The sequence below is a fragment of the Mycoplasma sp. 327 genome, assembly GCF_053851655.1.
In genome coordinates this window covers 37,968-64,492 of the sequence record NZ_JBSQBA010000003.1, presented here as the reverse complement: position 1 = coordinate 64,492, position 26,525 = coordinate 37,968, and the positions used below count along the sequence as shown (strand labels likewise).

Genomic DNA, 26,525 nt, shown 5'->3' with positions numbered 1-26,525 from the left:
TATTATTAAAATCACATTTGCAAAAATATATAAAATAACTAAAAATAAAATAATTAACAAAATTGCTATTATCTTTTTAGGTGAAAAAATTATGAATGCAGATATTCATATGATTAACCAAGAACTGGAAGAAAACAATAAAAACCAACGTCTATAAAACACTCATTTGTGTCTTTATATTTTTTAATTTTTATTTAAATATTCAAAAAATATATAATTAATTATCATGAGTACAACTAATTACGAAGCAAAAGATTTAAAAGTTTTAAAGGGTTTAGAGGCAGTTATTAAAAGACCTGGAATGTATGTTGGTTCTACTGATTCAAACGGATTACATCATCTAATTTGGGAAATTTTTGATAATGCTATTGATGAAGCATTAGCCGGATATGCTAATAATATTAAGGTAATATTAAAAAGTGATGGGTCTGTTATTGTTGAAGACAACGGAAGAGGTGTTCCAATCAATAAACATGAGACAGGAAAAAGTGGTGTTGAACTAGTATTTACCGAATTACATGCTGGCGGTAAATTTGGCGATGGGGCATACAAAACTAGTGGAGGACTTCATGGCGTTGGGTCCTCAGTAGTAAATGCCCTTAGTTCTAAGGTTGAAGTTAGCGTTTATCGTGACAAAAAAGAATACTTCACATCTTTTGAACAAGAAAAAATTACAAGTAAAACAACAATTATAGGACCAACTACAAAACGTGGAACTAAGGTTCAATTTTGACCTAATTATTCAATATTTAAAAAAGCAAAATTTTCATCTGAAACAGTTAAAGAAAAATTAAGAGAGGCCAGTTTCTTAATATCAAATTTGAAAATCAATTATATCAATGAAAATACTAACGAAAATGTTGTTTTTCAAACCAATGAAGGAATTAAAGAATATATCAACTTTGTTGGCGAGGGCCGAAAATTTATCAGTAGAATTTTCTTTGCGTCAGGAAAATCAAAAAACAATATTGAGGTTGAAATATCGTTAGCATATACTGAAAACTATAGTGAATCAATATATTCCTTTGTCAATAATGTTAAAACTAGGGATGGAGGAACTCATGAAACAGCATTTAAATCTGCATTAACCAAAACAATTAATGAATGGTATGCAAAAAATTCAAGTTCTAAAACAAAAATTAATTTTGATGGATTAGATGTTAGAGAGGGAATAATTGCTGTAGTATCACTAAAAATTCCTGAAAGTATTCTTGAATTTGTTGGGCAAACTAAGGATAAATTAGGAACGCCTGAAGCAAGGGAATCTGTCGAAGATTTCTTTAGTGAAAAATTTACATTTTTTTTAAATGAAAACAAGCAAGAAGCTGACAAAATCATCGAGAAAATTAAGCGAACATATGACGGAAGAATTGCGGCAAGAAATGCTAGAAATGAAGCTAGAAAGGTAAAAAATAAACTCGATTCAAAAAAAATTCTTTCAAACAAATTAACTCCTGCACAAACAAAGAACAAAACAATCAAAGAGCTTTTTTTAGTCGAAGGTGATTCGGCCGGAGGGTCGGCTAAAATGGGCAGAAATCGAATGACTCAAGCCATTCTTCCCTTACGTGGGGTTGTAATGAATACTGATAAGGCCAAGTTAGTTGATGTCCTTGCAAATGAAGAACTTGCAACAATTATTAACACGATTGGAGCTGGAATTGGTAGCGAATTCGATGCCAAGAATTCACAATATGGAAAAATTATTATTATGACTGATGCGGATGTTGATGGAGCCCATATCCAAATGCTTTTATTAACATTTTTCTGAAGATATATGAAAAAACTAATTGAATTAGGAATGGTATATATCGCTTTGCCCCCATTATATAAAATAACAATTAAAAACTCAAATAACAAATATTTCTATGCTTGAGACGAAGAACAACTAAGAGAAATAACGTCGCAATATACAAACTACGAAATCCAAAGATATAAAGGGCTTGGAGAAATGAATGCTGACCAACTTTGAGAAACAACAATGAATCCTGCAACTCGTTCAATCATTAAAGTAGGCATCGATCAGCAAGCATTAATAGAAAGGTATATAACTACCTTTATGAGTGATGATTCGGAGGCAAGAAAAAATTGAATCAATAATAACATCGACTTTTCAAGTATTGATGAATTTGAAATTAATAAAAAATAAATGAGGCACGACTTATGGACAAGAAAAATAAAAATAATTATGACCAAGTAATTGAAAATATTATTGATAAGAATATGGTCGACATTATGAGCGATAGTTTTGCCCGTTTTTCAAAATATGTTATTCAACAGCGTGCAATACCCGATGCCAGAGATGGCTTAAAACCAGTACAACGTCGTATCCTTTATTCAATGTGAAATCTAAAACTTAGAAACAAGGAGGCATTCAAAAAATCGGCACGGATTGTTGGGGATGTTTTAGGTAAATATCACCCACACGGCGATAGTTCTGTTTATGAAGCAATGGTAAGAATGGCGCAGGAATGAAAAAGCAATTATCCGCTTGTACAAATGCATGGAAATAAGGGTTCCATTGATGATGACCCTGCTGCTGCTATGCGTTACACAGAATCAAGATTAGAAAAAATAACAGAACTAATGCTAAAAGATTTGGAGCGCAAAGTAGTACCAATGATTCCAAACTTTGATGATTCAGAATATGAACCTGTTGTCTTACCGACCCTTTTTCCTAATTTGCTAGTAAATGGAGCAATGGGGATTGCATCAGGCTTTGCAACGCAAATTCCTCCCCATAATTTAGGCGAACTAATTGATGCCTTAATTGCTATGATTAAAAACCCAAATATCACCACTAGCGAATTAATGAATTATGTTAAAGGCCCTGACTTTCCGACCGGAGGCATAATTAACGGGACCAAAGGAATTCACGATGCTTTTATGACCGGAAGAGGAAAAATTTCACTATCCTCAAAATATAATTATGTTTATGACAAAAAAGAAAACATTGTTGGTATAGAAATTACTGAAATTCCCTTTGGTGTAGTTAAGTCAAAAATGGTTTTTGAAATTGATACAATCATTTCTTCAAAAGTAATTTCTGGAATTAAAGAAATTAGAGATCAATCTGATCGCGATGGATTATCAATATACATTGAACTTGAAGAAAATGCAAATGCCGAGGCAATCATGATATATCTAATGAACAAAACTAAACTAAGAGTTAATTATGATTACAATATGCTTGCTATATATAAAAATGCACCTAGCCTATTATCGCTTTACAAAGCATTATATGCATTTCTTGAGCATTCAAAACAAATAAATACCAATGGAATAAAATACGATCTTCAAAGATATAAATTACGCCATGAAATCGTTGAAGGCTTTATTAGAGTAGCAGAAATTTCTGATGAAGTTATCAAATTAATCAAGGAAAGTGATAATTCCAAAAAAGGTGTAATTCTTTCACTAATAAAGGCATTTAATTTTAGTGAAATTCAGGCAACAGCCATAGCTGAGCTAAGACTATATAAACTTTCGAGAATGGATCAAATTGAATTTCAGCAAGAAAAAACTAACCTTGAAGCTTTAATTACACAATGTAAAACCTTACTTAGTGATAACTACGAATTTAATATTTTTTTAATAAAACAACTAACTGAAATAAAAATTGAATATGCACAGGATAGAAAAACCATAATTAAAGAAGAAGGCATAAATAAAGATATTGATCATAAACTTCTTGCTAAAAATGAAAATTTTTATTTCTTTATTTCTCAAGAAGGCTATATCAAAAAAATTAGTACAAAAATCTATAATGCTAACGACTTTGCTACATATAAACTAAAAGAAGGAGATGCAATTAAATATTATGATGAAATTAATTCTCTTTCAAAATTAATTTTCTTTACTAACAAGGGGAATTTTTTCATCATTGAAGCACATATTTTAAAAGATAATTCATGAAAAGAATTGGGTATGCATATATCTTCATTAGTGAATCTTGATAGCAATGAAAAAATTATTCGAGTAATGGAAATAACATCATATGAATCGTATGCTAACATTATACTAATAACAAAATATGGTTTTGCTAAAAAAGTAAAGATATCTAGCTTTAATTCAAAAGTATTAAACAAGAAGAGAATTTGTATAAATTTTAAGAATAATGATGATGAATTAATCGATGCAAAAATTGGCAATGATGAAAAGGATATTTTTATACTGCTTAATAATGGTTCATATTTCTTATTAAATGAAAATGTTTTTTCAACTGATCTAGCCCTCAAAGCGCAAGGCATAAAACTATTGCCTAAATTACAAACAAATGAAGAAATTTTTGTGTCTACTTTTACAACTTGTTTACCTTTAAATGTAGTAACAATGATAACTGAAGGCGGAATGTATAAACAATGAAATATGAGGGACATAAAATATACAGGGCGCGCAAACCGTGGGACCAAATTATTCAACTGTTTAAAAAATATCAATTGCATTCCAAAATGTCTAGAAGTAAATACTAAAAACCTTGAATTACTAATAACAAATGAAAATAATGAAACACAAAAACTTGATTTTAAATGCAGTCAAAGTGATAAAATTAAGATCGAAAAATTAAATAAATTTAGCAATGAATTAAATAATTCAGGTTACTTAATTCAGCATATAAAAATAAACAAACTTATTGAAGATGATAGTAAACAAAAAGAAATTCTAAAACTGAAATTTCAAGATAATTTAACAAAAAATAGCAGCATTGAAGAAACAACTGAAACAACACTATTTAAAAAAAATTATTACACTAATTCATCAAAGATTAATAACCAAATCTTTGATGAAGAAGATCAAATTAACCTTTTTGATGCGGCTAATGACTTCAAAGAACTTAATCATAAAATATCAAATAAGGAACATTTAAAGAAAACATTATCACTTGAAGAAAAAATAAAAGCAATGGATGATATTGATTTTGATTTGATCGAGCAAAAAGTTGAGCAAATTAAGAAAAAATAGTTATAATATTAACTATCCTTCTAAAGTAATAAAATTAGCAAATATTGAAAGGAAATGCGATGAGAAAAGACGTTAGATTAGCAAATAAGGTTAAAGCTGAAAAAAGAGCTCACAAATTAGCTAAAGAAAGAGCCCGCGACCTAAGAAGAGAAGCAAGAAAAGCTGAAACAAAATCACAATAATAATATATTTTGTAACCTTTTAAGCACACTGTGGTGTGTTTTTTTAATTTTAAGAAGATTGCTATTAATATAAAATAACACAGCTTCTATGTCGTAAGTATTAACCTTCTTTTAAGACATATTAGAGTATTATAAAAACGCTAAAAATTAAATAGTATTATAATTAAAATGTTAACCAATTTATTCTAAGGAAATTATTAATATGAAAAAAACTTATTCAAAAAACATAATGATTTATTTAACAACGCTAACGTTACCAACAACATTTTTGATTTTATCCTCATGTTCAACGCAAACACAAACTTCTGAAAATGAAAAAAAATATCTAAATAAAAAAGAAGAACTTCTAAAAAACATCCTTAAAATAAAAGATAATGAAAAATTAAATAAACTATGAAACAAGCTAGAGATTATAGAAAGCAAGGAAAACTCTAAAAACTTTGATTCATTAATTAAGGAAATTGAAATATTAAATAATGAAACTCTAAGGGAAATAAGTCCTTCACCAAATCCAAATGATAAGAAATCAGAAACAGGAAGCGAGAATAATCCTATTACTCCCGATAAGAAAGAGAAAGATAATAGACAACAAGAACAAGATAATAACACCTTGGCAAGAAATGGCGCTGCCCCAACCACAAATAATGGATTTCACATCCAATATGATAACTCGAATAAATTTTATGAATCACTAAATGGGTTAAGTGGACAAGAATTAAGAGACAAACTTTTTATGATTCAACTACAAAACCGAGATAAAACAGGTGTCGGTAGAGCTGCTTATGCAAAGTTGCACAATACTTATGTTGATGCATTTGTTGATAAGTATTATGAAAAAGATGGCACAGTTTTAGATCTATATACGGAAATAATTGGGGGAAAAGACAAATACAACTTTGAATTTGGCAAATATCGTGACATTGGAAATAAAGAGGGGCAAGGTATGAATCGTGAACATATCATTGCACAATCCTGATTTGCAAAACAAGGGCCAATGAGAAATGATGCTCACCATGTTTGACCGTCAGATAAAAAAGTCAATGCTATCCATGGTAATTTACCATATGGAGAAACTCAAAATGGTAAAATAGTTTCAAGCAATGGTTCAAAGTTAGGAATTGGAAAAGAAGATGGAGAGCAGGTTTTTGAAGTAATAGATGAATTTAAAGGTGATATAGCAAGAGTCTTCTTCTATTTTGTGTTAACTTATAGAGACAAAAATATTACAAACAACCACTCCGCACAAAGAGTATTTTTTGAAGAAAATGGCATAAATCAAATAAAACAAAAATATTTAGAAACTTATTTAAAATGAAATAAATTAGATGGAATTTCACAATTTGATATCGATAGAAACAATGGTGTTTATAAACATCAAAGAAATCGTAACCCATTTACTGACTATCCTGAATTAATAAAGGTCTATTTTGAACATGACGATAATTACGTCTTTCAAAACAAAGGGATTGCTATAAAATTAGTTAAAAATTAATCTTATTTTTGAGGATTTAAAATGAAAAAATATATTCAATTTAAGCAAGAAAAAGAAGTGTTTGATAAAATGATCAAAAACATTGCAAGCTTATGTGAAATCCCTTCCATCAGTATAGAGCAAGAAGGAAAATATCCATTTGGTATAAACGCTGATAATGCTTTAAACTATGCCCTAAAATTAGCTGATTCTTTTGGCTTTGAAACATATAAAGATCCACACAATCGATATGGATATGCACAAATTGGTAATGGGGCAAAAATTCTAGGTATTTTAGCTCACTTGGATGTTGTTCCTGCTGGCGATGAAAAGCAATGAAAAACTAGCGCCTTTGTTCCAGTAATCACTGATAATGAAATAATTTGTAGAGGTAGTCTTGATGACAAGGGTCCTGCAATCATTAACATGTATGCAATGAAATATCTCAAAGACAATGGTCTAGTCAATGATGAATGGTCTATTCGAATTATCTTTGGGATTTCCGAAGAGACAACTATGAAATCAATGAAATTTTATCTTGCAGACTTCGGCCATCCATATGTTTCATATACTCCTGACGGAGAATGGCCACTTATTTTTGCCGAAAAACTTATATATCAAGTTAGTTTTATTTTTAATAAAATTGATAATCTTGAAATAAATGCCGGAAATGTTGTAAATCAAATACCAGACAAAACTGAATATATATACAGCGGAAAGCTACACAGTGTATTAGGGAAGGGTGGCCATGGTTCAACGCCAGAAAAAGGTGATAATGCTATTATCAAATCAATCCTAGAACTAAAAGAAAAACATCCCCAATTATTAAGATATAATCTAATAAAATTTATTAGTGAAAATTTAGAAACTCGTGATTTTAGATTAAAAAATATTTTTCCAGACTATGATGATTTCTCGGGTAGCCTTAGTGCTAATCTTGGTATTATCAAAACAACCTCTGACAAACATATCATAACTTTTGATTTGCGAGTCCCAGCAACCCATTCTGTTGAAGAGGTTACAAATTCTATAAAAAAATACCTTTCATGCAATTTTTCGGATGTACATTTTGAAGTAGTTGGAACTAAAAATTCTATGTTTATGTCACCGGAAAGCAAATTAATAAAATTACTAATGCAAACATATAATGAAGCAATGAATACCAAAGAGCTACCATTAGCAATTGGCGGAGGGACCTACGCACGTATAGTTAATAATTGCGTAGCTTTTGGTTCAACAAAATATATGCATTTAATGCATGGACCAAACGAATGCTTCACATTCAAAGAAATAAAAAAATCGCTCGAAATTTACATTAATGCTCTAAATAGAATACAAGATGAAATATAATGAAAATAAGAATAGAAAAAATCATTTCTTGATATCTTAACATTTCAAGAAATGAATGCAAAAAAATAATAAAAGCTAAAAGGGTTCTAATAAATAATAAATCAATCCTTAAGCCAATTTGTGTTGATATTAATAATGATACAATTATGATTGATGGTAAGCTAGTTGAATATAAAGAAAAACAATATTTTGTTTTCAACAAACCATCAGGATACATAACGGCAAATTTTGATAAAAAAAGTAAAACAATTTTCGAAATTATCGACCTTGATCCCAATAAATTTTTTTCATATGGTAGACTTGACAAAGACACAGAGGGATTATTAATAATAAGTAATGATGGTTTTTTAGGCCACCAAATTATGAACTCAAAATTCGAAATACCTAAAACATATTATTTTCAGACTAATAAACCTTTTGATGACAAAATAAAAAATCACTATCCCAAACCAATTATCATTGCAAATAATTATCATGTAGAAAGATATGAGTTTATCTTTATAGACTCTAAATCTGCCTATATAACTATTTATGAAGGTAAATTTCATCAAGTTAAGGAAATGCTAAATTTTTTTGGTTATAAAATAACCTACCTAAAAAGAATATCAATAGGCACACTAAAATTAGATAATAATTTGAATCTGGGCGAAATCAGAGAAATATGTCAAGATGAAATTAGCAAAATTTTAGAGAATTGTAAAACTTTTAAAAAGTAAAATTAGGTTTTTTCAAAAGATATAACAAAGATTATTGCTTTAACAAAAAATCTGGATTTAAACCAGATTTTTTAATTTAGCTCCATGAAAAATGGCTTTATTAGTTAGCAAACAAATAGGTGCTAGTCTTCCCTGAATGATGAATTATACATTTTTTCATATAAACCTTTTTTAGCTAATAATTCCTTATGGGTACCAGATTCAACAATTTCGCCATTATTAACAACCAAAATTTTATCTGCGCTCAAAATAGTCGAAAGTCTATGAGCAATAATAAACGAAGTTTTTCCCTTCATTAATTTCATCATTGCTTTTTGAATTATTTTTTCGGTTCTCGTATCAATATTAGAAGTTGCCTCATCAAGAATTAAAATATTTCGATTAGCAATGATTGCTCGTGTTATAGCAATTAATTGTCTTTCACCTTGCGATAAATTGGCGCCACCTTCTTCAATAATTTCTTCATATCCATTTCCTAATCGCATTATAAACTCATCTGCGTGCGAAATTTTTGCAGCTTCCTTTATTTCATCATCAGTAGCATTTGGATTAGCATAACGAAGATTTTGCATAATTGTGGTTTTAAATAAAAATGTATCTTGCAAAACAATCGATATTTGTTGTCTTCAACTTCGTTCGTTAATATCGCGTGAATTATTTCCATCAATTTCAATGTTACCAGATAGCGGTAAATAAAACTTACTTAAAAGATTTATAATCGTAGTTTTACCAGCACCAGTAGGGCCAACAATAGCAAATACTTGGCCTTTTTTTGCCATAAATGAAGCATTTTTTAATTGAAGATTATTAACATCATTTGTATAGGAAAAATCAACATTCATAAATGAAACATTTCCTTTTGTATAATTAATTGACCTCAATTTGGTTTCATCAACAAGTGGTTTGAATGTAGCCAAATTCATTACTCTAACTGCTGAAACTAGCGCCATTTGAATAGACGAAAGATTCTCAAAAACACGAACAATACTATTAGCCATAACTCTTATGTATAAAACAAATGTAATAATAACCCCGGGCGTAAAATTAGAATTAGAGCCTGTACCAATATTTGCAACCGTAAATGCAGAAGCAATTACAACGATAATTAATTGCAATATATTAATAACGGCATTGCCAAGAGGTCACATTAAACCAATATACAGATTAGCCTTAAGAGATGAACTATATAATTTATTATTTTTAATAATAAATTCGTCTTCAATTTGTTTAGTAAAATCAAGTGATCTAATTAAATGATGTGCAGCAAGATTTTCTTCAATGAACCCATTTAATGAAGCAACACGTGATTGTTGCTTTCTAAATTGTGGATTAGCCTTCTTTAAAACAATAAAAACAAAACAAAGCATTAAAGGCATTAAAAATAGAGTAATTAGAGTTAAATAAGCAGAATAGTAAAACATAAATCCAAAGGATGAAATAATTGTTGTAAAAGTTATAATAATAGTATTAAGGCTTCCAGTCATACCATTATTTATATTATCAATATCACTAGTTAGTATAGACATTAATTCGCCAGTCTTAACTGAGTCAAAAAATGAAACAGGCATTTTCATAATTGCCTTATAAGCATCTTCTCGCATAATTAAACATGACAAAATTGAGGCTCTAACTGATAAAACATTTGAAATTAACGAAAAAATTTGCTGAAAAACAAATATTAATATAAGTAAAACAAAATGTCACACAAAGCTTGAAATATTAAAATTATCAACATATTCTGGTACTAAAGATTTTATTTCGCCAACAAGAAATGAAGCAGATAAAAAATTATCAATAAAATATCCTAAAAAGAAAGTACCGGTAGTTAAACATAAGGCCGAAAAAACTGAAAAGACAATTATCCAAAAAAGATTCCCTTTTCTATAATTCAAATACCAAATTAATCTTTTGAAAGCGTCTCTTTTTATTTTTCTTCTTTGCTTTTGAATATTCTTTTTTTGGGTTTTTGTTAAACTTTGTTGCTTATCATCCACCTTAAGAGGATCCAAATTATACATCTAAACCTCCTAACTGCGTTTTTGCTATTTCTAGGTATAGCTTTGAAGTTTTTAATAACTCTTTATGTGTCCCGATATCGCTTATCAAACCATTTTCCATTACCAGTATTCGGTCAGCATCAATAATTGATGATATTTTTTGTGTAATAATAATAGTCACAATTTTTCTTGAAGAAAAATGCATATCAATATTATCCTTAACCATTTTCTCAGTTTTAGTATCAAGAGCAGATGTTGCATCATCTAATATCAAAATCTTTGGTTGCTTTAAAAGGCCTTGAGCTATTGAAATTCTCTGTTTTTGTCCTCCTGACAAATTTGATCCATTTTTAAGAACCTCATGCTCAAATCCATCATTGTATGCATTTATAAAATCATAAGCAAATGCTAATTTTGCAAAATATTCTAAATCTTCTTGTGTAGCTTTGTTATTTGCCATTAATAAATTAGACTTAATAGTTCCGGAAAGCAAAATTGGTTTTTGATAAACAAATGAAATATTTTTTCGCAAAGAAGTTGTATCAATTTCATTAATATCATTGCCATCAATGCTAATGCTTCCGTGGATAGTTTTAAATTCATGGCTAAGTAATCTAGCAAGCGTTGTCTTGCCTGATCCGGTCGGCCCTATTATTCCAATTTTTTCACCTGGATTTATTTTTAAATTAATATCTTTTATAACAAAATTTTCGGATTCTTCATGATACTTAAATGAAACATTTTTTAATTCAATTTCACCTTTAGTAATAACTTTATTAGATTTTATAAAATCTATATCTGCTTCTTTTTTTAAGATTTCAATAACTCTTTTTGATGAAACATTTCCACGAGAAATTAAAAAGACTGCAAATGAAGACATAACTACCCCAATAGTAATAAACATTACATAATTTATAAATGTTGTAGCATTAGATATCTTTGTTTTATATAAGGATAATACATCGCTAAAATCCTTAAAAACTTTCAGATCAGTTATCACACCATAAGAACCTTGATTAATTCTTGATCTAATAATAAAGCCAGTGGCTAATAATATACATGAAGTCACAATATTTGCAAACAAATTAATAAATGAAAAAGTAATATGATAAATAATTCAAGATTTTTTAGCTACGTGCGACCAGTTTTTATTACTATTTTGAAACTTATCTAATTGAACATTTTCAAGATTATATGATTTAATAACTCTTACACCTAAAATACTTTCTCTTGCTTCATTATTAATTTCATCATATGCTTTTTGTTCCTTTGGAAATAATCTCATAGAAGACATTCCTGCTATTGCCATAATAACAAATAATGCAGGAACAAAAGCACCTAATGTAATTGAAAGATTCAGATCAGTTAGCAAAGCAAAAACTAACCCAAAAATTAAATTGCAAGGGCCGATAATGCTTAATCTTAAACCAGAGGAAATTCCAATTTGTATCCTAGATATATCGATAGTAAATCTTGTTAAAATTTTTGAATGACTAAAAAACTCAATATCTTTTTCCGAAAGAATTGTTAAATGCTGTCATAACGACTTTCGAATATGTTTTGCAGCACCTGTCGAAATATATGAAGCAAGCATAGACCCTAATAAGGTTACTATTGTTCCAATTAATAACACAAGAGCAAAATATGAGGTAAACCACTTTATAGAATAAGAGAGTGTTCCTTCAATTGTAAACAATCTAAGAATATTGATTTTAGAATAATCTAATATACTTGTTTGGTCTTTATGCAATTGTAAAAATGAATTTTGTGCGATTAAATTGGATAAATTTCCAATGAAAATCGGCACAAATAAAAAACAGATAACTTGAAGTAATGTTAGCAAAATGGTTATAATTGATAAAATTTTATACTTATGGTCCATGTATCTAAATAATCGAAGCAACATTAACTCCTTTAATTAAAATTTAATATCTTTATTAATTATATATTAATTAATCATGATTGCTTATTGTTTCAAAATCATTGCAATACCTAGAAAAAAAGTAGCTTTATAAGGCTACTTTAAATCAAACTATAAATTTATTGCTTCATTTGCAATGAATTGTTCTTCCTCGGCACGAATTACATAAATAGGAATAGCGCTTGATGCATCAGAAATAATCTTATAATCACTAAATTCTCGGCATTGATTCTTCTTATTATCTAGTGAAAGATTAACAATATTTATTTTATTTATAACTTCACTTCTTATATAGTCGTCATTTTCACCAACGCCTGCAGTAAATACTATAGCATCAACTTTTTCTGTAATTCTATTTAAATAGGTAATTAAATAATCAGCAATTCTTTGAGTATATAAATCAAGAGCAAATTGCGCATCTGAATTAGTTACCTTGGCCTTTTGAATATCCCTTAGATCAGATGAAATACCAGAAACGCCCAACATACCAGACTGCTCATTGAATAATTTAAATAGTTCTTCAACACTAATATCCTTGTGCTTTAGAATGAATGGAATAATCGATGGATCAAAATCTCCCGATCTAGTACCCATCATAATACCAGCAAGTGGTGTAAAACCCATACTCGTATCAATTGACTGACTATTTTGCACAGCACATAAACTTGCACCATTTCCGATATGTAAACTAACTATGTTAACGTCTTTTTTATTTAAAATTTCTTGGCACTTTAAAGTAATATAATTGTGATTTAATCCATGAAATCCATACTTTCTAATATTTAATTCCTTTGCTAAATCCTTATTTATAGGATATGAATACGAGATCCTAGGCATGGTTTGATGAAATGTAGTATCAAAATGCATTGACATTTTTGCAGAAGGTAATAAAGTTTTGAATGCTTCAATTGCTTCAATTGCGCCAGGGTTGTGAACTGGTGCCAAATCTATTGATTGCTTTAAAATTTCGATTTTCTCTTCATCGATAAGGGTTGTTTTTTGCAATTTTGGACCACCATTCACAATACGAAATGCTACTTTTTCAATATCATTAAAATCCTTTATGATATTGAATTCTTTTCACTGTTTTACCAATTGTTTGACAGCTTCTAAAAACGTAGGAAGAGGTATTTCAAAATCTTTATTAATTTCCTTATATTTCAATGTAAGAATACCTTGTTTCAACTTAATGCGTTGAGCAATTCCCTTAGCCTCAACAACCAATTTCTCATTAAACAATGTTCATTTAATAGAACTAGATCCTGCATTTATAACTAATATTTTTTTCATAAAATATACTCCTAAATATGTTTTTTAAATTATATTATAAAGACTAGATATAAAACTATATTATTTATAATTATTTAGCTCTAATTATTTTTTTAAAGATTTTAAGTATAGATTTCAGAAGCTTAAAAAAGTTTAACTAACTGAAAAGCTAGTTAAACTTTTTTTAATAACAATTTGTAAAATATATGATTATTTAATAATTTCTAACAATCGATGAATTTAAGAATTTATACCCAAAATTATTAAACGATAGCAGATAAAAATCATTAAAGGTTTGATAATTTTTGACTTGTTTTAAAATATAAAATTCATATATAGTTGTCGAAATAGCTAGCGAAAAAACATTAGAAATAATTATAATTAGCATTCTTGATATTGCTGATAATGGGATGTTTTTTTCTTCATGATGTCTATTATAAAAGATAATAACAGAAGCAATCAAAATACTCATTATAGCCAATGGAATCAAAATATCAAACATAAGTATTCTCAAAATTGCAATCTTTTTTTGCTTTATAAAGTCAGGAGTCATAAATGAATGCATAGCAAAGTCTGTTTCTATTTCTTTTTCCAAGTTCTTAAAATGAGGCGATTCATGTGAATATCCCAATATTTCAGCGGTAATCAAAATAATATCATTTTTAGTCAATTCTTGTTCTTTCTTGGAATACAAGGCAAAGGGAATTCTAGGGTCCTTTAAAAAAACAAATTTTGATTTATTAGCCATCGACTTTAGATAACAGTAATATGAATAATAATCCTTTATCTTAGCTCTTTTAATTAAATCAAGAAAAATAAAAGCTAGCAATATTGATAATATTCCCGAAATTAAACCAGCAATAATGCTGACAGTAATATCGTTAAATATTTTAAAAGTGCTATCACTTGAATATTTATTTTCGAATATGGTAACCATATAAATAATTAAGGCTCATACAATGATAATGACAGCAATGGTTAATATCGAATATCAACTTGAATGTAAATCAAGCCGTTTTAACTTTCTTAATTCTTGTTTTCTGTTATTCATTAAACCACCTTTGGTATTTTATTATTTATTAAGATAAATTATAATAAAAAAATACTTATATTTATATTATAAGTATTCTGTATCTACATTTGTGAAAGGTAAATTATTTATATGGTGCTCCAGACTGGACTTGAACCAGCACGGCTCTTAACCGGTTGATTTTGAGTCAACTGCGTCTGCCATTCCGCCACTGGAGCATAAAAGCATTAATAATTATAAATTATATTTTTAAAATAATGTTAAAAATAAAAAATCATAATTATTTCTTTTTAATTTTAAAATGTAAAATTAACTAATTGACAAATAAAAAGTTTTTATTTTTATGATTGGTAATATAATAATTATTACTATGGATTTAAAAGAAATTTTTATGTTGCAAATTGACCTGGATAAGGCTTTTTCTGAAACCATTTCAAAAAAGGATTTTCGTTTTTTTGATACAAAAATTGTTATTGCTCTATTAGTTGAATTGGGAGAATTTGCCAACGAAGTTAAGGCCTTCAAATATTGAAAAAAAAATAAAGTTATAGATCGCGAAAAGATGCTAGAGGAGTTTGCTGATGGAATTCATTTTATAACTAGTATTGCATATCCAAAAGGTATAAGTCCAATTATCAACCCCTACATTAAGCACAAAAATTTTACACTTCAATTGGCATATACATACAAACTTTTTACCGAACTTTTAAATACCAAAGACAAAAATAAGGTCTTAAAGGCATATGAGGCTTATTTAGGTTTAGGCTTATTGGTTGATATTCAAGAAGAGGATATTGTTAATTCATATCTTGCTAAAAATAAAAAGAATTATCAAAGAATCAAAAATAGATATTAATAAAGGAAAGTGACAATTAAAAAATATAGTTAGTTTTACATAACTAGCCATATTTTTTTTACAAAAAATACTCAAATTACATCACATTGTTAACCTAAATATAAATTTATAAAATGATTCTAACTTAATTAATTCATTTATTTTTGAATCACAAAAACAATATTTAAATATTCCTAAAATTTAGGCTAAATTATATTAAGCTAACTTAGACATGCAACAAAAAAGTTCTTTAACTTCTGTATTTAATTAATTAGTTCTCAAGCGTAATGCTAAAGATAAAAAATAAGGTGTTAAAGTTCTCCAAAATGTGTTTATCTAAAGATAATAAACCTAAGTTTATAAAAGAACTCAAAGAATTGATCATAGATTGTCTTTCTAGTTTTAAATTAGCATAAAAAAACTACCACATAATTTGGTAGTTAATCTTAATTATTATTTAGCCATTTGTTCGGCAACTTCTGCGGCAAAGTCAACTGTTTTCTTTTCTATTCCTTCCCCGACCTCATATCTTTTAGCACTAACTAAAGTCAAGTGAGAATCATTTAGATACTGTCCAACAGTTTTAGTATCTTCCATTACGAAGGGTTGATATAATAAAACACCTTTTTCGTTTAATTGTTTTCTTAGTAAACCTTCCTTAATAGATTGTTGAATCTTTTCGGGCTTATTTGCTAGAGCAGGTGATGCATCCAACATATCATGAATACCTTTTAACTCAACTGGACACAAACATTGTTCTGTTAAATAAGATGGGTTAAGTGCAGCGATATGCATCGATACATTTCTTAATGCTTCAGCATTCATACCCTTACCCATAATAATCGTTGCCACTCTATTATTAGCATGAGTATAGCCGGCCACAATTTCGCCTTCCTTAGCAACATATTTTAGCGCTCTTCTTAATGTTATTTTTTCACCAATTTTTGCTGTTAATAAACTGGTTTGATCCTCGATTGAAACACCATCAATTTTAATTGCCTGTAATTCTTCATCACTGGTAAAATCATTTACCAACAATGATTCACCGATTTTATTTGCTAATTCAATAAATAATTCATTTTTAGAAACAAAATCTGTTTCAGAATTAAGTTCAAATATAACTGCAACGTTATCTTTAACAACAGCTCTAACGATACCTTCGGCTGCGATTCTTCCAGCTTTTTTAGCAGCCTTTAAAATTCCTCTTTCTTGTAATCAGTCGATTGATTTTTCAACATCATTGTCATTAGCCTCAAGCGCTTTTTTAACATCTAAAAATCCTAAATTCGTTCTTTCTCTTAATTCTTTAATTTTATTTAAATCGATTGACATATATACCCTTTCTTATACTTTGAGATAATTTATTTTTCCTCAGGTGTTTTCGAAGATTCTACTGGTTTATTAAATCTTCTTTCTCTCATTTCTCTCATTTCGCTTGTTCTAGGATCTTCTGGTAAAACAATTTCCTCATTAGTTTTATAAGCAAATAATTGAGAACCACCTCTAGCAGAAGCGATAGCATCAGCTAAAATTGTAATAATTAAAGTTAATGATTTTGCCGAGTCATCGTTTGCTGGAATAACAAAATCTACTAAATCTGGATTTGAATTTGTATCATGAATTGCAAAAACTTTTAAACCTTTTCTCTTTGCTTCTCTAATAGCAATTTCATCTTCAACAGGTGAAGCAACAATCATAACTTGTGGCATCTGCGCCTTGTTAGCTAGTTTTCTAATACCACCAAGGTTCTTTTGCAACTTAGCAATCTTCTTATCATTTAGAAGACCTTCTTTTTTAGTATATCCTTGATATCCATTTTTTTGCAAAGCTTCTAATCTGTCAAGTTCCTTAACGCTCTTAAAAATTGTTTGCGAATTTGTTAAAGTTCCGCCCAATCAACGTTCAGTAACATAAACTGAATTAGTTCTTGCTGCTGCTGCTTCAATAGCAGATTTAGCTTGTTTTTTAGTACCAACTCAAATAAATGAGATTGGTTTTTGAGCCATTTTATTTAATAGTTTGTATGCATATTCTAAAGTTTTTTGAGTTTTAGCAATATCGATAATATGTATACCTGATCTTTTTCCATAAATGTATTGTTTCATCTTTGGATTTCAACGGCTTACTCTATGACCAAAATATGTTCCTGCTTCTAATAATTTTTCTCTTGAAACAATAACGGGTTCGCTAGATACTGCAGTTTTTTGTTCAACTTGCTTTTGTTCAACTTGTTTTTGTTCTGTTGTCATTTTTTTAATCTCCTTTTTAAGATATAAATAAAAATAAGTTTGTTTTTTCTCCCTATTGTTTCTAACAATCAACACCAAAAAAGGCACATGCGATTGAATTCACAATAGTGTTTGATAAATTAATTTTGTTTTTTCATAATCTATCGATACTTTTATAAAAAGTACTTTCAAATTTTAACACAATTTTAGTAAAAAAATAATAAGTTAGAAGACTGAAATTTATATGGTGGATTAATTATGTGAATGATTCAGTACATACCAAAGGATTGACAAATATAAAAAAATAGAAATTTAAATCTAAATTTAATCAACAATAAGGAGTTTTGTTATGATAATTCAAAATTTTTTTGTATAAAAATACATTTCTTTTTTAGCTTAATAGAAGTAAAAATTAGGTATAATAAAAACACTTTTACACAAGATAAAAATTTAATATTGAGGTTTTTTATGCAAAAAAGCAAAAAGAAGAAGATTTTAATAGCAAGTATTTCCACTGTTTCAATGCTAGGTATTATAGGGACTGCTGTGGGAATAGGATATGCTACTTTTTTAAAAAACAACAAACAGCAGCAAGAAACACAAGACTTAATCACGGCTGCTAAAAATTTAGTTGCAAACATAGTGAATGAGGATAGCAAAAGAGATTTTTTAAAACAAATTAATGATCCTAAATTTAGACAATATTCGCCTAAAAATTATGCTACTCTACAAATTATTTTAAAAAACATAAAAAAGCAGATAGAAGAGGATAGAGCATTTGTTTTATCAAAAATTAATCAATTAAAAAACAACGAAATAAAAAACAATCTTCTCAATCGTTTTCAAAATAACAATAATGCTGCAAACCTAAAAAATATTTTAGAAGAAACTAACAGACAATTAATATTGCAAGAAAAAACAAAAAGTTTGGAATTAGCTAAAATAGAACTAAATGCCTTGATAAAAGATTTAAGTAAGGATAAAAAAGAAAAATTTATCATCCAAATAAGTGAAGCTAAAACACTAGAAGAAATAAACCTAATTAAAAAAAATATTATTGATTTCCTATCAAAAATAAGTACTGAAGATCAACTATTAAAAAATAAAATAAATGCCCTAATCGAAAAAATTAATGCATCTGATATTTCAAACAATGATAAAGAAGAACTAACAAATAAAGCTAAATTAGCTACGAACAAAAATATCGAAGAAGTTTCAAAATTGCTAGATTTAGAAATAAACAAAGCAACTCTAAAACAAGAAGTGTTAATTTTGCTTAATAAACTTTCTAAAACAAAGCAAAAATACAAAGAATTAAAACAAAAATTTAGTAATAAAGACGCAAACGTCGACGATTTTAATGATATTAAAAATCAAGTTAATAGTTACTTAAATAAACTAAAATCCGATGTAGAAATATTGCTTGATTCCTTTCAAGATGATAATTTAAAAAAGGAATTAAAAACCGAATTAAGTAGTGCTGATAATGAAGAAAAAATATTAGATATTAAAGCAAAAATTCTTGCTCATCAAATGAAACCGGATGTGCAAAAAATATTAGAATTAATTTCAAGACTTTCTAGTAAAAATCCATTAAAAAAAGAGTTGTCAGACCAACTAAACCAACAAAATATTAATGCAAAAGAAATTGACAACATCATTAAAAAGTTAGATAATGAAATTCAAAAAATTTTAGACAAAACTGCTAAAAACATAGAAAAGCTTGATGGATCACCTAAATATAATGAATACCAAAATGAAATTAAAAAAGGCAATATAACTGAAGATGAGCTAGAACAAATTAGCAATGATGCCAATAGTATCTTTGATGAATATAACCAAGAAGCAATTGCGTATGTAGATGCTCTTAACATTGAAATAACAATCAAAAACAAATTATCAACCCTAATTAAAACTTCTAAAAATATAAAAAATAGTGATTTTTATAAATCAAAAGCAAAACTATATAATGATATATCTTCAATTCATGACATTGAAAAACAAGAAAAACTAAAAAATGAACTAGAAAAAATTTCTTTCACAAATAATGATTATCGCGATCTTTTTGGCGAGTTATCACAAAAGATTGATAATGAAATAAGCAAGCAAAATAATAATTCAAATGAAGCACCACAAATACCATCTCCAAACGTGCCAGATATAACTCCATCACCAGGCATAGATGTACCTGCTCCTAACTATGAAAAAATAAATGATAGCCAAGTATTACTTGCCGAAGCTCAAAAACAAATATCAACAGTAAATGAATTCTTTGAAAAAACAGATAATGATCCTGAATTGGTCGATGAACGCCATAAGCTTGCAATAGCATATACAAACTTAATAAAATATCGCGACCGCCAAAGAGATTACAATAATAACATCGATGAATTAAATGATGCCCTAAAAGAATTTAAAACACAGTTATATAATCTAAGCCAAAAATTTAAGAAGATTATTAGAAACCATGAGCTTCAAAAACTTAATACCGATATAAACTCAACAACTAATAATTCTAAAACCGATTCACCAAAGCACAGTCTAGGATTTGATTTAATATTCAATAAATCTACACAAAAATTCAATGATGCCAATGCTATTGTCACCCAAACACCTTATTATAAAAAGATACTTCAAGAATTTAAAAACTATCTAAAAACAGCGAATAACAACACTGGTTTAGATTTATCAAATAATCGCTTAGATCCTGGTTTTTTAAACTATCTTAAGGAAGTGGGTATATATGGAGAATATGGTGATAATGATGAACAAAAATGACGTCAATTCTTTAATGGGTACAATAAAGAACATATGATGAAAGCTTTGTTCCTTGACACTTTTGATACCATACCAAACAACTCTATCGAAATTAAACAAGATGAGAATATTGCTAATAAAATTAAGGGAATTATAAGAAATAACCCTTTTGGCTATCTTCCATCTAATCTAAGTCAGTTTCTTTATTATATCGAATTAGATACAATCAAAAAAATGATAGACTTTAATCAAGAAATTGAAGAAATAAAAGCTAAACATAATGATTTAAGTGGCGAAATAACATTATTATTTAAAACTAAATCTGCACAATTTAGACATCTAACACTTAACACAAGCAATTCATTACTAAGAAAAAATGATGATTTTTATCAATACATCTATGATAGGTCATTCTCACTAAATTATAAAGGTATTTATACAGTACGGCCACCCTTTGGTGGAAGTCCTTCGCAACGCTATACAAGTACTTCTGGGACAGCATGAATTGTAGATAGAATTGATAATAAAATAACAACCAATAAAAATGGTGGCGAAGAATATGAATTTTTAGTTGCAACCAATGCCCACGTTGCATCATTAACTCATATCTTTGACAAAAGTATTGTGTACAACAAAAATACAGATAAAAAAAATATTAATAACTTTGTTGGAAGACTAGACTCTAATTTTAATTTCAATAAGCATAACTATGAAACTGCGGATAATAGTGAAATTATTAATGATTATCAAAAATACTTTAAAAAACCGCTAGACACACATCAGGGTACTGATACAAAAAGTCAGTATTTAGATTGGATATACTACACTCCAAGATTTAGCTCGAAAGGATTAAGAGCAAATCGGGCTGTCACAAATTTCTTTGATGAACTCACAGATGTCAATAACCGCCTTGGGACAGTTAAAAATGGCGGAGCTGATTTTGCAATTCTTAAACTAAGATTCACTAAAAATAATATAAGAGATCTATTTCCTACCCTATATGAAATTTTAGATACACCAGCCGAAAAGGATTGATATATTGGTTTTGGTAATGAAACAAATAAGCAAAAGAATCACGAGAGCCCTATCCAAACTCATTTTGTGCTCGGTTTTCCAGATGTCAATGGAACAATTAAATTAAATGCTGCCAGATCACAAGGTGGCTATATTGAAACAAAAAACCGTGTTGTTGATAATGATAAAAATAACAAAGATAACTTTAATAGCTTATGGGTAAGATATAACGAAAAAGAAAACAAAGATTGAAATAGTATAGACAATAAATGAATGGACTATGAAAAACCATTTGGAAAAGCATCTGAACACGGAATGCCTAAAAATATTCTCCAACAGATGACAACACTATATCTTGACAATGAAAAGAACGAATCACTTGATAGCGGTTCAAGCGGTTCGATGGTAATAGATTCAAGATTTAATTTAATTGGAATTAATTTTATTCATATTGTCGAAAGTGACAATTCTGAAAACAGGGGTAACCAAATTATCTTGTTTAGAGGCGAAAGTGAATATGATCCAAAAGAATTTTCAGGTGATATAAAGCATGATTTCATAACAAAACTTGAAGTAGATAAGCTTAAAACTATTAAGCTAAACCCTAAAATTTAAATCAAAAAAATATCCCCAGCTTATTGCTGAGGATTTTTAATATATAAAATTCAATAATTTTAGATAGTTACTATCACATAACATCTTTACGTGATAAAGGCATTGACATGCAACGTGCATTACCCATACCTAATGATAATTGGTTACCATGGAATGGAAGAACCTTGATTCCAGCAGCTTCTAAGGCAGCGTTTGTCTTTTCGTTACGTGAATAACCAATAACAACACCTGGTCTAATTGCTAGATAGTTTGTACCATCAAAGTGAGTTTCTCTTTCAATTTCCATTTGTGAAGCACCTTCACCAGCAATTGGAATTAAGATAGGTTTTTTGTTAATAATTGATTCTAATAATTGTTCTAGTGGTAAACCATTTTCCATTGGTTGTGGTTCTTCTCCACCATTTACTAAATCATAGTCTCAGAATTTAAATACATCATTAGCAATAGGCGAGTATAGGAATTTATCCTTGTCCAACATTGTTAGTCATGTGTCTAAGTGCATCAAGTTTGTTCATTTAGGAACATTGATTGCAACAATACGTTTGAATTCACATTCTTTATTAGCAACAATATTCTTAGCTAACAAGGTTATTGTTTGTAAATCGGTTCTTTCTGAAACACCAACTACTAAGGTTTCGTTGTTGTAGATGAATACGTCTCCACCTTCGATTGATAATTTTAGAGATGGGTCGTAGTATCATGGTGTGTTTACAAGTTTAGGGTGATTTGAAAATACAAACCTTGAGAATAATGTTTCACGTTGTCTAACTTTGTAACGCATGTAGTGAATTGTTACACCATTACCAACTGATGCAAATGGGTCACGGGTAAAGTATAGGTTTGGCATTGGGTCAACGATTAATTCGTGATCTGCTTCAATACCTAAATCATACTTGGTGATTCCAGCCATCATAATTTCAACTAATTCTCTTGATGACATTTTTGATTTTAAGAAGTTTCTTACAACCATTTTGTGTTCTTCTGAAAGAACAGGTTCTGAGTCTTCTAAAAATTCTTCAATTAATTTGTCTTTAGCTTCTTGTGATGCTAAATCATATGTTTCTGCAACTAGGTCAGTTAGTTCAACAACATTGATGTCGTTAGATTTTAATTCTGATACAAATTGTTTGTGTTCTTTTCTTGCATCATGACTTTCTAAGATAGCTGAGAATAATAATTCATCTAGTCTAGCTGGTGTAATGTAGTCAATTTCACGCCCTGGTTCGTGAACTAAAACCGATTCTAATTCTCCGATTTCTGAATAAACGTGAATTCCTTTAAATTTACTGTCAAATACAGACATTTGTTTCCCTTTCAAATAAGTGATGTTATTTAGCGTATAAAAAAGTGCAAATAAATGCTCTATTTATACAATATTAATTATACTACACTTTTATTTTTTGGGTTTTTATACTAATTTAAACTAAAAAATAAAAAATAATAAAATAAAATAAGAGATTTGAGACTTGACAATGCCGGAATTTTTAAGTTTTTAGACCTTATTATTAGTTGAAAAAATAGAGTTTTTTTAACATTTCATATTTTTAAAATTCCTAATAAATTTAAATAATAAGTATTTATAATTATAATATATTTAATACAAGGTAAAATATATACTTATTGTAAATAAAGAGGTTATATGACAGAAGAAAAAGAATATAAAACATTACTTGATATTACTGAAGAAATTCTAAATGAAAAACAAAATTTAGATTTCTATAATTTATTTAATTCAATACAAAAAATTCTATTAGAAAGATGAAGAAGTGAAAGTATTGATACTAGTACTGATGAAGAAATTTTACTAAAAAAACGCGGGGAATTATACCGTTTACTAACTGTAGATGGAAGATTCTTTCACAATGCCGATGGAACATGAACAACAATTAGACCTGACTATAAAAACTAAACTTATTTTGTTTGGTTTTTTTATTTTGTTTATGATAGTTAATGCAAAAGAATTATTAAAAAAAGCATATAAAAACAAAGATGTTGTGTTCCATATTAATATTAACAATTTAGAATGAACTAAGCAAGTTTTGCTTGCTGCTAACAATGCAAATAAACCGATTATTTTGGGGGTGAGTTCATCTGCTGCTGAATATTTTGGCGGTTACAATGTTTGCTATAGTGTCGTAAATTCTTTAATACAGGATTTAAAAATAACAATTCCCGTTTGTCTTCATTTAGATCACGGAACATATAACGATTGTATTAAAGCAATCGATGCAAATTTTTCATCTATAATGTTTGACGGAAGTAAATTACCATTTCTTGAAAATCTCAATATAACAAAAAAACTTTATAAAATATGCCAGAAAAAAAATATTTCACTTGAGTGTGAAATTGGAAGAATAGGAGGAACGGAGGATGGTATCGTCAGTGACGTTGTATATACAAAAATTGAAGAAGCGATTGAGTTTAAAAATGTGGGTATTGATATGCTTGCTATTGGTATTGGCAATATTCATGGGGAATATCCAAAAAATTGAAAAGGTATAAACTTCGAATTACTAAATCAACTAAATCAAGCTCTTCAAATGCCGCTTGTCTTACATGGCGGTTCGGGAATTAGTGATGCAGATATCAAAAAATGCATTCAAAATGGCATTGCAAAAATTAATATAAATACTGAGTTACAAATAGAGAATGCAAAGGCACTTGAACACTTTCTTAAAAACAATAATATAATGGAAAACAAAAACTATAATCCGAGAAAACTTTATAAAAATAGTAATATGGCTATTTACAATAAAGCATTGGAGATATTAACCAAATACTAATGAAAAAAAATATAAAAAGATTTTTATTATCAAGTCTAATAGCTCCTAGCCTTCCGATAGCTAGCTATATGCTAGTTCAATGCACAATAGAAAAAAATAATGATACACAGAAACTATTAAGAAAAATAACCGAATATAAAAATACAATTAGTAAAAATGTCATAGATTTAAAGTTATGTAATGAAATTGCAGACATTACAAACGAGGATTCAAAAAGCTATTCAAGAAAAAAAGACCAAACCTTTTTAAAGCAACTAATAATTATTCTAGAAGACATAAAAAAATTTCCAATAAATAATCAAGCATTACCAATAAATATTGATAAATTAGCGAATAAATTAAAAGTAATAAATGAAATTTGAATTTCTATCTTCAATAAGCATAGCCTATTAAATAAGAAAGAAAACAGCCAAATAACTACAACGTTTTTAAAAATTAGATCTTTGCTTTCCTTTAAGAAGGTTATTGATACAGAAGTCTTTGACTCAATAATTAAAAAATTCATTATTTTAGCTAAAAAAATAAGAAAAACTTATACAAAAAAACTTTCACAATGAAGCGAACAAGAAATATCGTTATTAAAATTCTTATTTAAAGATTTCCAAATTAATGATAATAAAATAAATAATGGTGACCTTGATGAAATTTTTAATAACGATTCCAAAATAGATAGCAACGAGAATAGCCAAGATAAAAAAGATATAAGTGCAGAAGATAGCAGAGACAAAGAAATATACCTAACTAGTAAATCTATTTATGTTAATAACAAAGAATACCTTCTATCTAATGATTTTAGAGAAAACAATGCCACCGAAGTATCTGCTTTTAAGATAAATGATGGTGATACTGCTGAATTAAAAAACATAAAAAATAATAAAACTTTTAGATTCAGGTTTTCTGGTATCGATACACCAGAAACATGGAAAAAAGTAGGGCAAAAATTTGAACCAACAGTTGGGTTACAATTTAAATATGGTAAGATTGCAAAAAACTTTACAACAAGAAATCTTCTTGAAGCAAAAAAAATTTGAGTAATTCCCCAAACAACAATTAGTGACCAAAATAAGGATGAAAATAAGAAATTCTTTGATGCTTATGGTCGAATTGTCGCAATAATTTTAGTTTATAAAAACGACGGTTCAATAATTTGCATCAATAAAGAACTCATAAAAAACGGCTTTAGCAAAGTTTCTTATATTTCTCTTGATAAAAGAAGCAAATATTACACAAAAAATGAAAACTTTTATTTTTGATTAAAGAATAATGAAAAAGAAGCAAGAAACCAAAAATTAGGAATATGGTCAGATAATATTAAGGAAATTTATCCTCCAAAAAGAATAAAATAATAAATATTTACTTGTCTTCCTTATTATTTCACATAAATTAACTTATATT

At 28.3% G+C, this 26,525-nt stretch carries 18 protein-coding genes and 1 tRNA gene; 11 read left to right on the top strand and 8 right to left on the bottom strand.

Annotated features, from left to right (window positions below):
- Window positions 1–226 precede the first annotated feature (226 nt).
- The 6 genes from ACWXVS_RS01190 to ACWXVS_RS01165 all read left to right on the top strand — a co-directional run bounded on the left by ACWXVS_RS01190 (window position 227) and on the right by ACWXVS_RS01165 (window position 8,681).
- Window positions 227–2,149 carry a DNA gyrase/topoisomerase IV subunit B gene (locus tag ACWXVS_RS01190; RefSeq protein ID WP_455966449.1) on the top strand — a complete coding sequence of 641 codons (1,923 nt, stop codon included), beginning with the start codon at window positions 227–229 and terminating at the stop codon, window positions 2,147–2,149.
- Window positions 2,150–2,223: 74 nt separating this feature from the next.
- Window positions 2,224–4,962 carry a DNA topoisomerase (ATP-hydrolyzing) gene (locus ACWXVS_RS01185; RefSeq protein WP_455994669.1) on the top strand — a complete coding sequence of 913 codons (2,739 nt, stop codon included), beginning with the start codon at window positions 2,224–2,226 and terminating at the stop codon, window positions 4,960–4,962.
- A 59-nt stretch (window positions 4,963–5,021) separates the two neighbouring features.
- Window positions 5,022–5,144, top strand: a complete 123-nt coding sequence (locus tag ACWXVS_RS01180) for a hypothetical protein (protein WP_455994655.1) — start codon at window positions 5,022–5,024, stop codon at window positions 5,142–5,144.
- 202 nt (window positions 5,145–5,346) lie between these two features.
- Window positions 5,347–6,636, top strand: coding sequence for an endonuclease (locus ACWXVS_RS01175; RefSeq protein ID WP_455994653.1), 1,290 nt, complete (start codon window positions 5,347–5,349; stop codon window positions 6,634–6,636).
- 21 nt (window positions 6,637–6,657) lie between these two features.
- The gene (locus tag ACWXVS_RS01170) at window positions 6,658–7,965 is read left to right on the top strand and encodes a M20/M25/M40 family metallo-hydrolase (protein ID WP_455994651.1); all 1,308 of its coding nucleotides are present in this window, start codon (window positions 6,658–6,660) and stop codon (window positions 7,963–7,965) included.
- Window positions 7,965–8,681: a pseudouridine synthase gene (locus tag ACWXVS_RS01165; protein WP_455994649.1), complete on the top strand. Its 717-nt coding sequence runs from the start codon at window positions 7,965–7,967 to the stop codon at window positions 8,679–8,681. The genes ACWXVS_RS01170 and ACWXVS_RS01165 overlap by 1 nt, the downstream gene beginning before the upstream one ends.
- Before the next feature lie 122 nt (window positions 8,682–8,803).
- Here the strand turns inward: ACWXVS_RS01165 and ACWXVS_RS01160 are convergent, their stop codons facing one another.
- From ACWXVS_RS01160 to ACWXVS_RS01140, 5 genes are all read right to left on the bottom strand, one after another.
- Window positions 8,804–10,699, bottom strand: a complete 1,896-nt coding sequence (locus ACWXVS_RS01160) for an ABC transporter ATP-binding protein (RefSeq protein WP_455994647.1) — start codon at window positions 10,697–10,699, stop codon at window positions 8,804–8,806.
- Complete coding sequence (locus ACWXVS_RS01155) at window positions 10,692–12,560, bottom strand: ABC transporter ATP-binding protein (protein WP_455994668.1); 1,869 nt, start codon at window positions 12,558–12,560, stop codon at window positions 10,692–10,694. The genes ACWXVS_RS01160 and ACWXVS_RS01155 overlap by 8 nt, the downstream gene beginning before the upstream one ends.
- 150 nt (window positions 12,561–12,710) lie before the next feature.
- Entirely contained in the window at window positions 12,711–13,889 is a 1,179-nt protein-coding gene (locus ACWXVS_RS01150; protein ID WP_455993915.1) for an acetate/propionate family kinase, read from the bottom strand.
- Between the two features lie 193 nt (window positions 13,890–14,082).
- Window positions 14,083–14,919, bottom strand: coding sequence for a hypothetical protein (locus ACWXVS_RS01145; RefSeq protein ID WP_438340638.1), 837 nt, complete (start codon window positions 14,917–14,919; stop codon window positions 14,083–14,085).
- A 112-nt stretch (window positions 14,920–15,031) separates the two neighbouring features.
- Window positions 15,032–15,116 (bottom strand) — tRNA-Leu (locus ACWXVS_RS01140).
- Between the two features lie 125 nt (window positions 15,117–15,241).
- On the opposite strand from ACWXVS_RS01140, the gene ACWXVS_RS01135 reads away from it, so the two are divergent.
- Window positions 15,242–15,754 (top strand): dUTP diphosphatase, encoded by a 513-nt coding sequence (locus ACWXVS_RS01135; protein WP_455994645.1) that lies wholly within the window; start codon window positions 15,242–15,244, stop codon window positions 15,752–15,754.
- A 432-nt stretch (window positions 15,755–16,186) separates the two neighbouring features.
- Here ACWXVS_RS01135 and tsf read toward each other — a convergent pair whose 3' ends face one another.
- Both tsf and rpsB read right to left on the bottom strand, forming a co-directional pair.
- Window positions 16,187–17,065 (bottom strand): translation elongation factor Ts, encoded by an 879-nt coding sequence (gene tsf, locus ACWXVS_RS01130; protein ID WP_444705000.1) that lies wholly within the window; start codon window positions 17,063–17,065, stop codon window positions 16,187–16,189.
- Window positions 17,066–17,094: 29 nt separating this feature from the next.
- Entirely contained in the window at window positions 17,095–17,982 is an 888-nt protein-coding gene (rpsB, locus tag ACWXVS_RS01125) for a 30S ribosomal protein S2 (RefSeq protein WP_455994643.1), read from the bottom strand.
- 447 nt (window positions 17,983–18,429) lie between these two features.
- Here rpsB and ACWXVS_RS01120 point away from each other — a divergent pair, with 447 nt between their 5' ends.
- Window positions 18,430–22,347, top strand: a complete 3,918-nt coding sequence (locus ACWXVS_RS01120) for an MAG2960 family serine endopeptidase lipoprotein (protein ID WP_455994641.1) — start codon at window positions 18,430–18,432, stop codon at window positions 22,345–22,347.
- A gap of 70 nt (window positions 22,348–22,417) precedes the next feature.
- Here the strand turns inward: ACWXVS_RS01120 and arcA are convergent, their stop codons facing one another.
- On the bottom strand, window positions 22,418–23,650 hold the full coding sequence (gene arcA / locus ACWXVS_RS01115; protein ID WP_455994639.1) for an arginine deiminase: 1,233 nt from the start codon (window positions 23,648–23,650) through the stop codon (window positions 22,418–22,420).
- A 336-nt stretch (window positions 23,651–23,986) separates the two neighbouring features.
- Between arcA and rpoE the strand changes: the two genes are divergently transcribed.
- From rpoE to ACWXVS_RS01100, 3 genes are read left to right on the top strand one after another with little or no spacing between them, the layout of a single operon-like run.
- Window positions 23,987–24,256 carry a DNA-directed RNA polymerase subunit delta gene (gene rpoE, locus ACWXVS_RS01110; RefSeq protein ID WP_438340627.1) on the top strand — a complete coding sequence of 90 codons (270 nt, stop codon included), beginning with the start codon at window positions 23,987–23,989 and terminating at the stop codon, window positions 24,254–24,256.
- A complete protein-coding gene (locus ACWXVS_RS01105) occupies window positions 24,210–25,130 on the top strand; it encodes a class II fructose-bisphosphate aldolase (protein ID WP_455994637.1) in 921 nt (306 codons plus the stop codon). The genes rpoE and ACWXVS_RS01105 overlap by 47 nt, the downstream gene beginning before the upstream one ends.
- A complete protein-coding gene (locus tag ACWXVS_RS01100; RefSeq protein WP_455994635.1) occupies window positions 25,130–26,476 on the top strand; it encodes a thermonuclease family protein in 1,347 nt (448 codons plus the stop codon). Before ACWXVS_RS01105 ends, ACWXVS_RS01100 begins: the two co-directional genes overlap by 1 nt.
- Window positions 26,477–26,525: the final 49 nt, after the last annotated feature.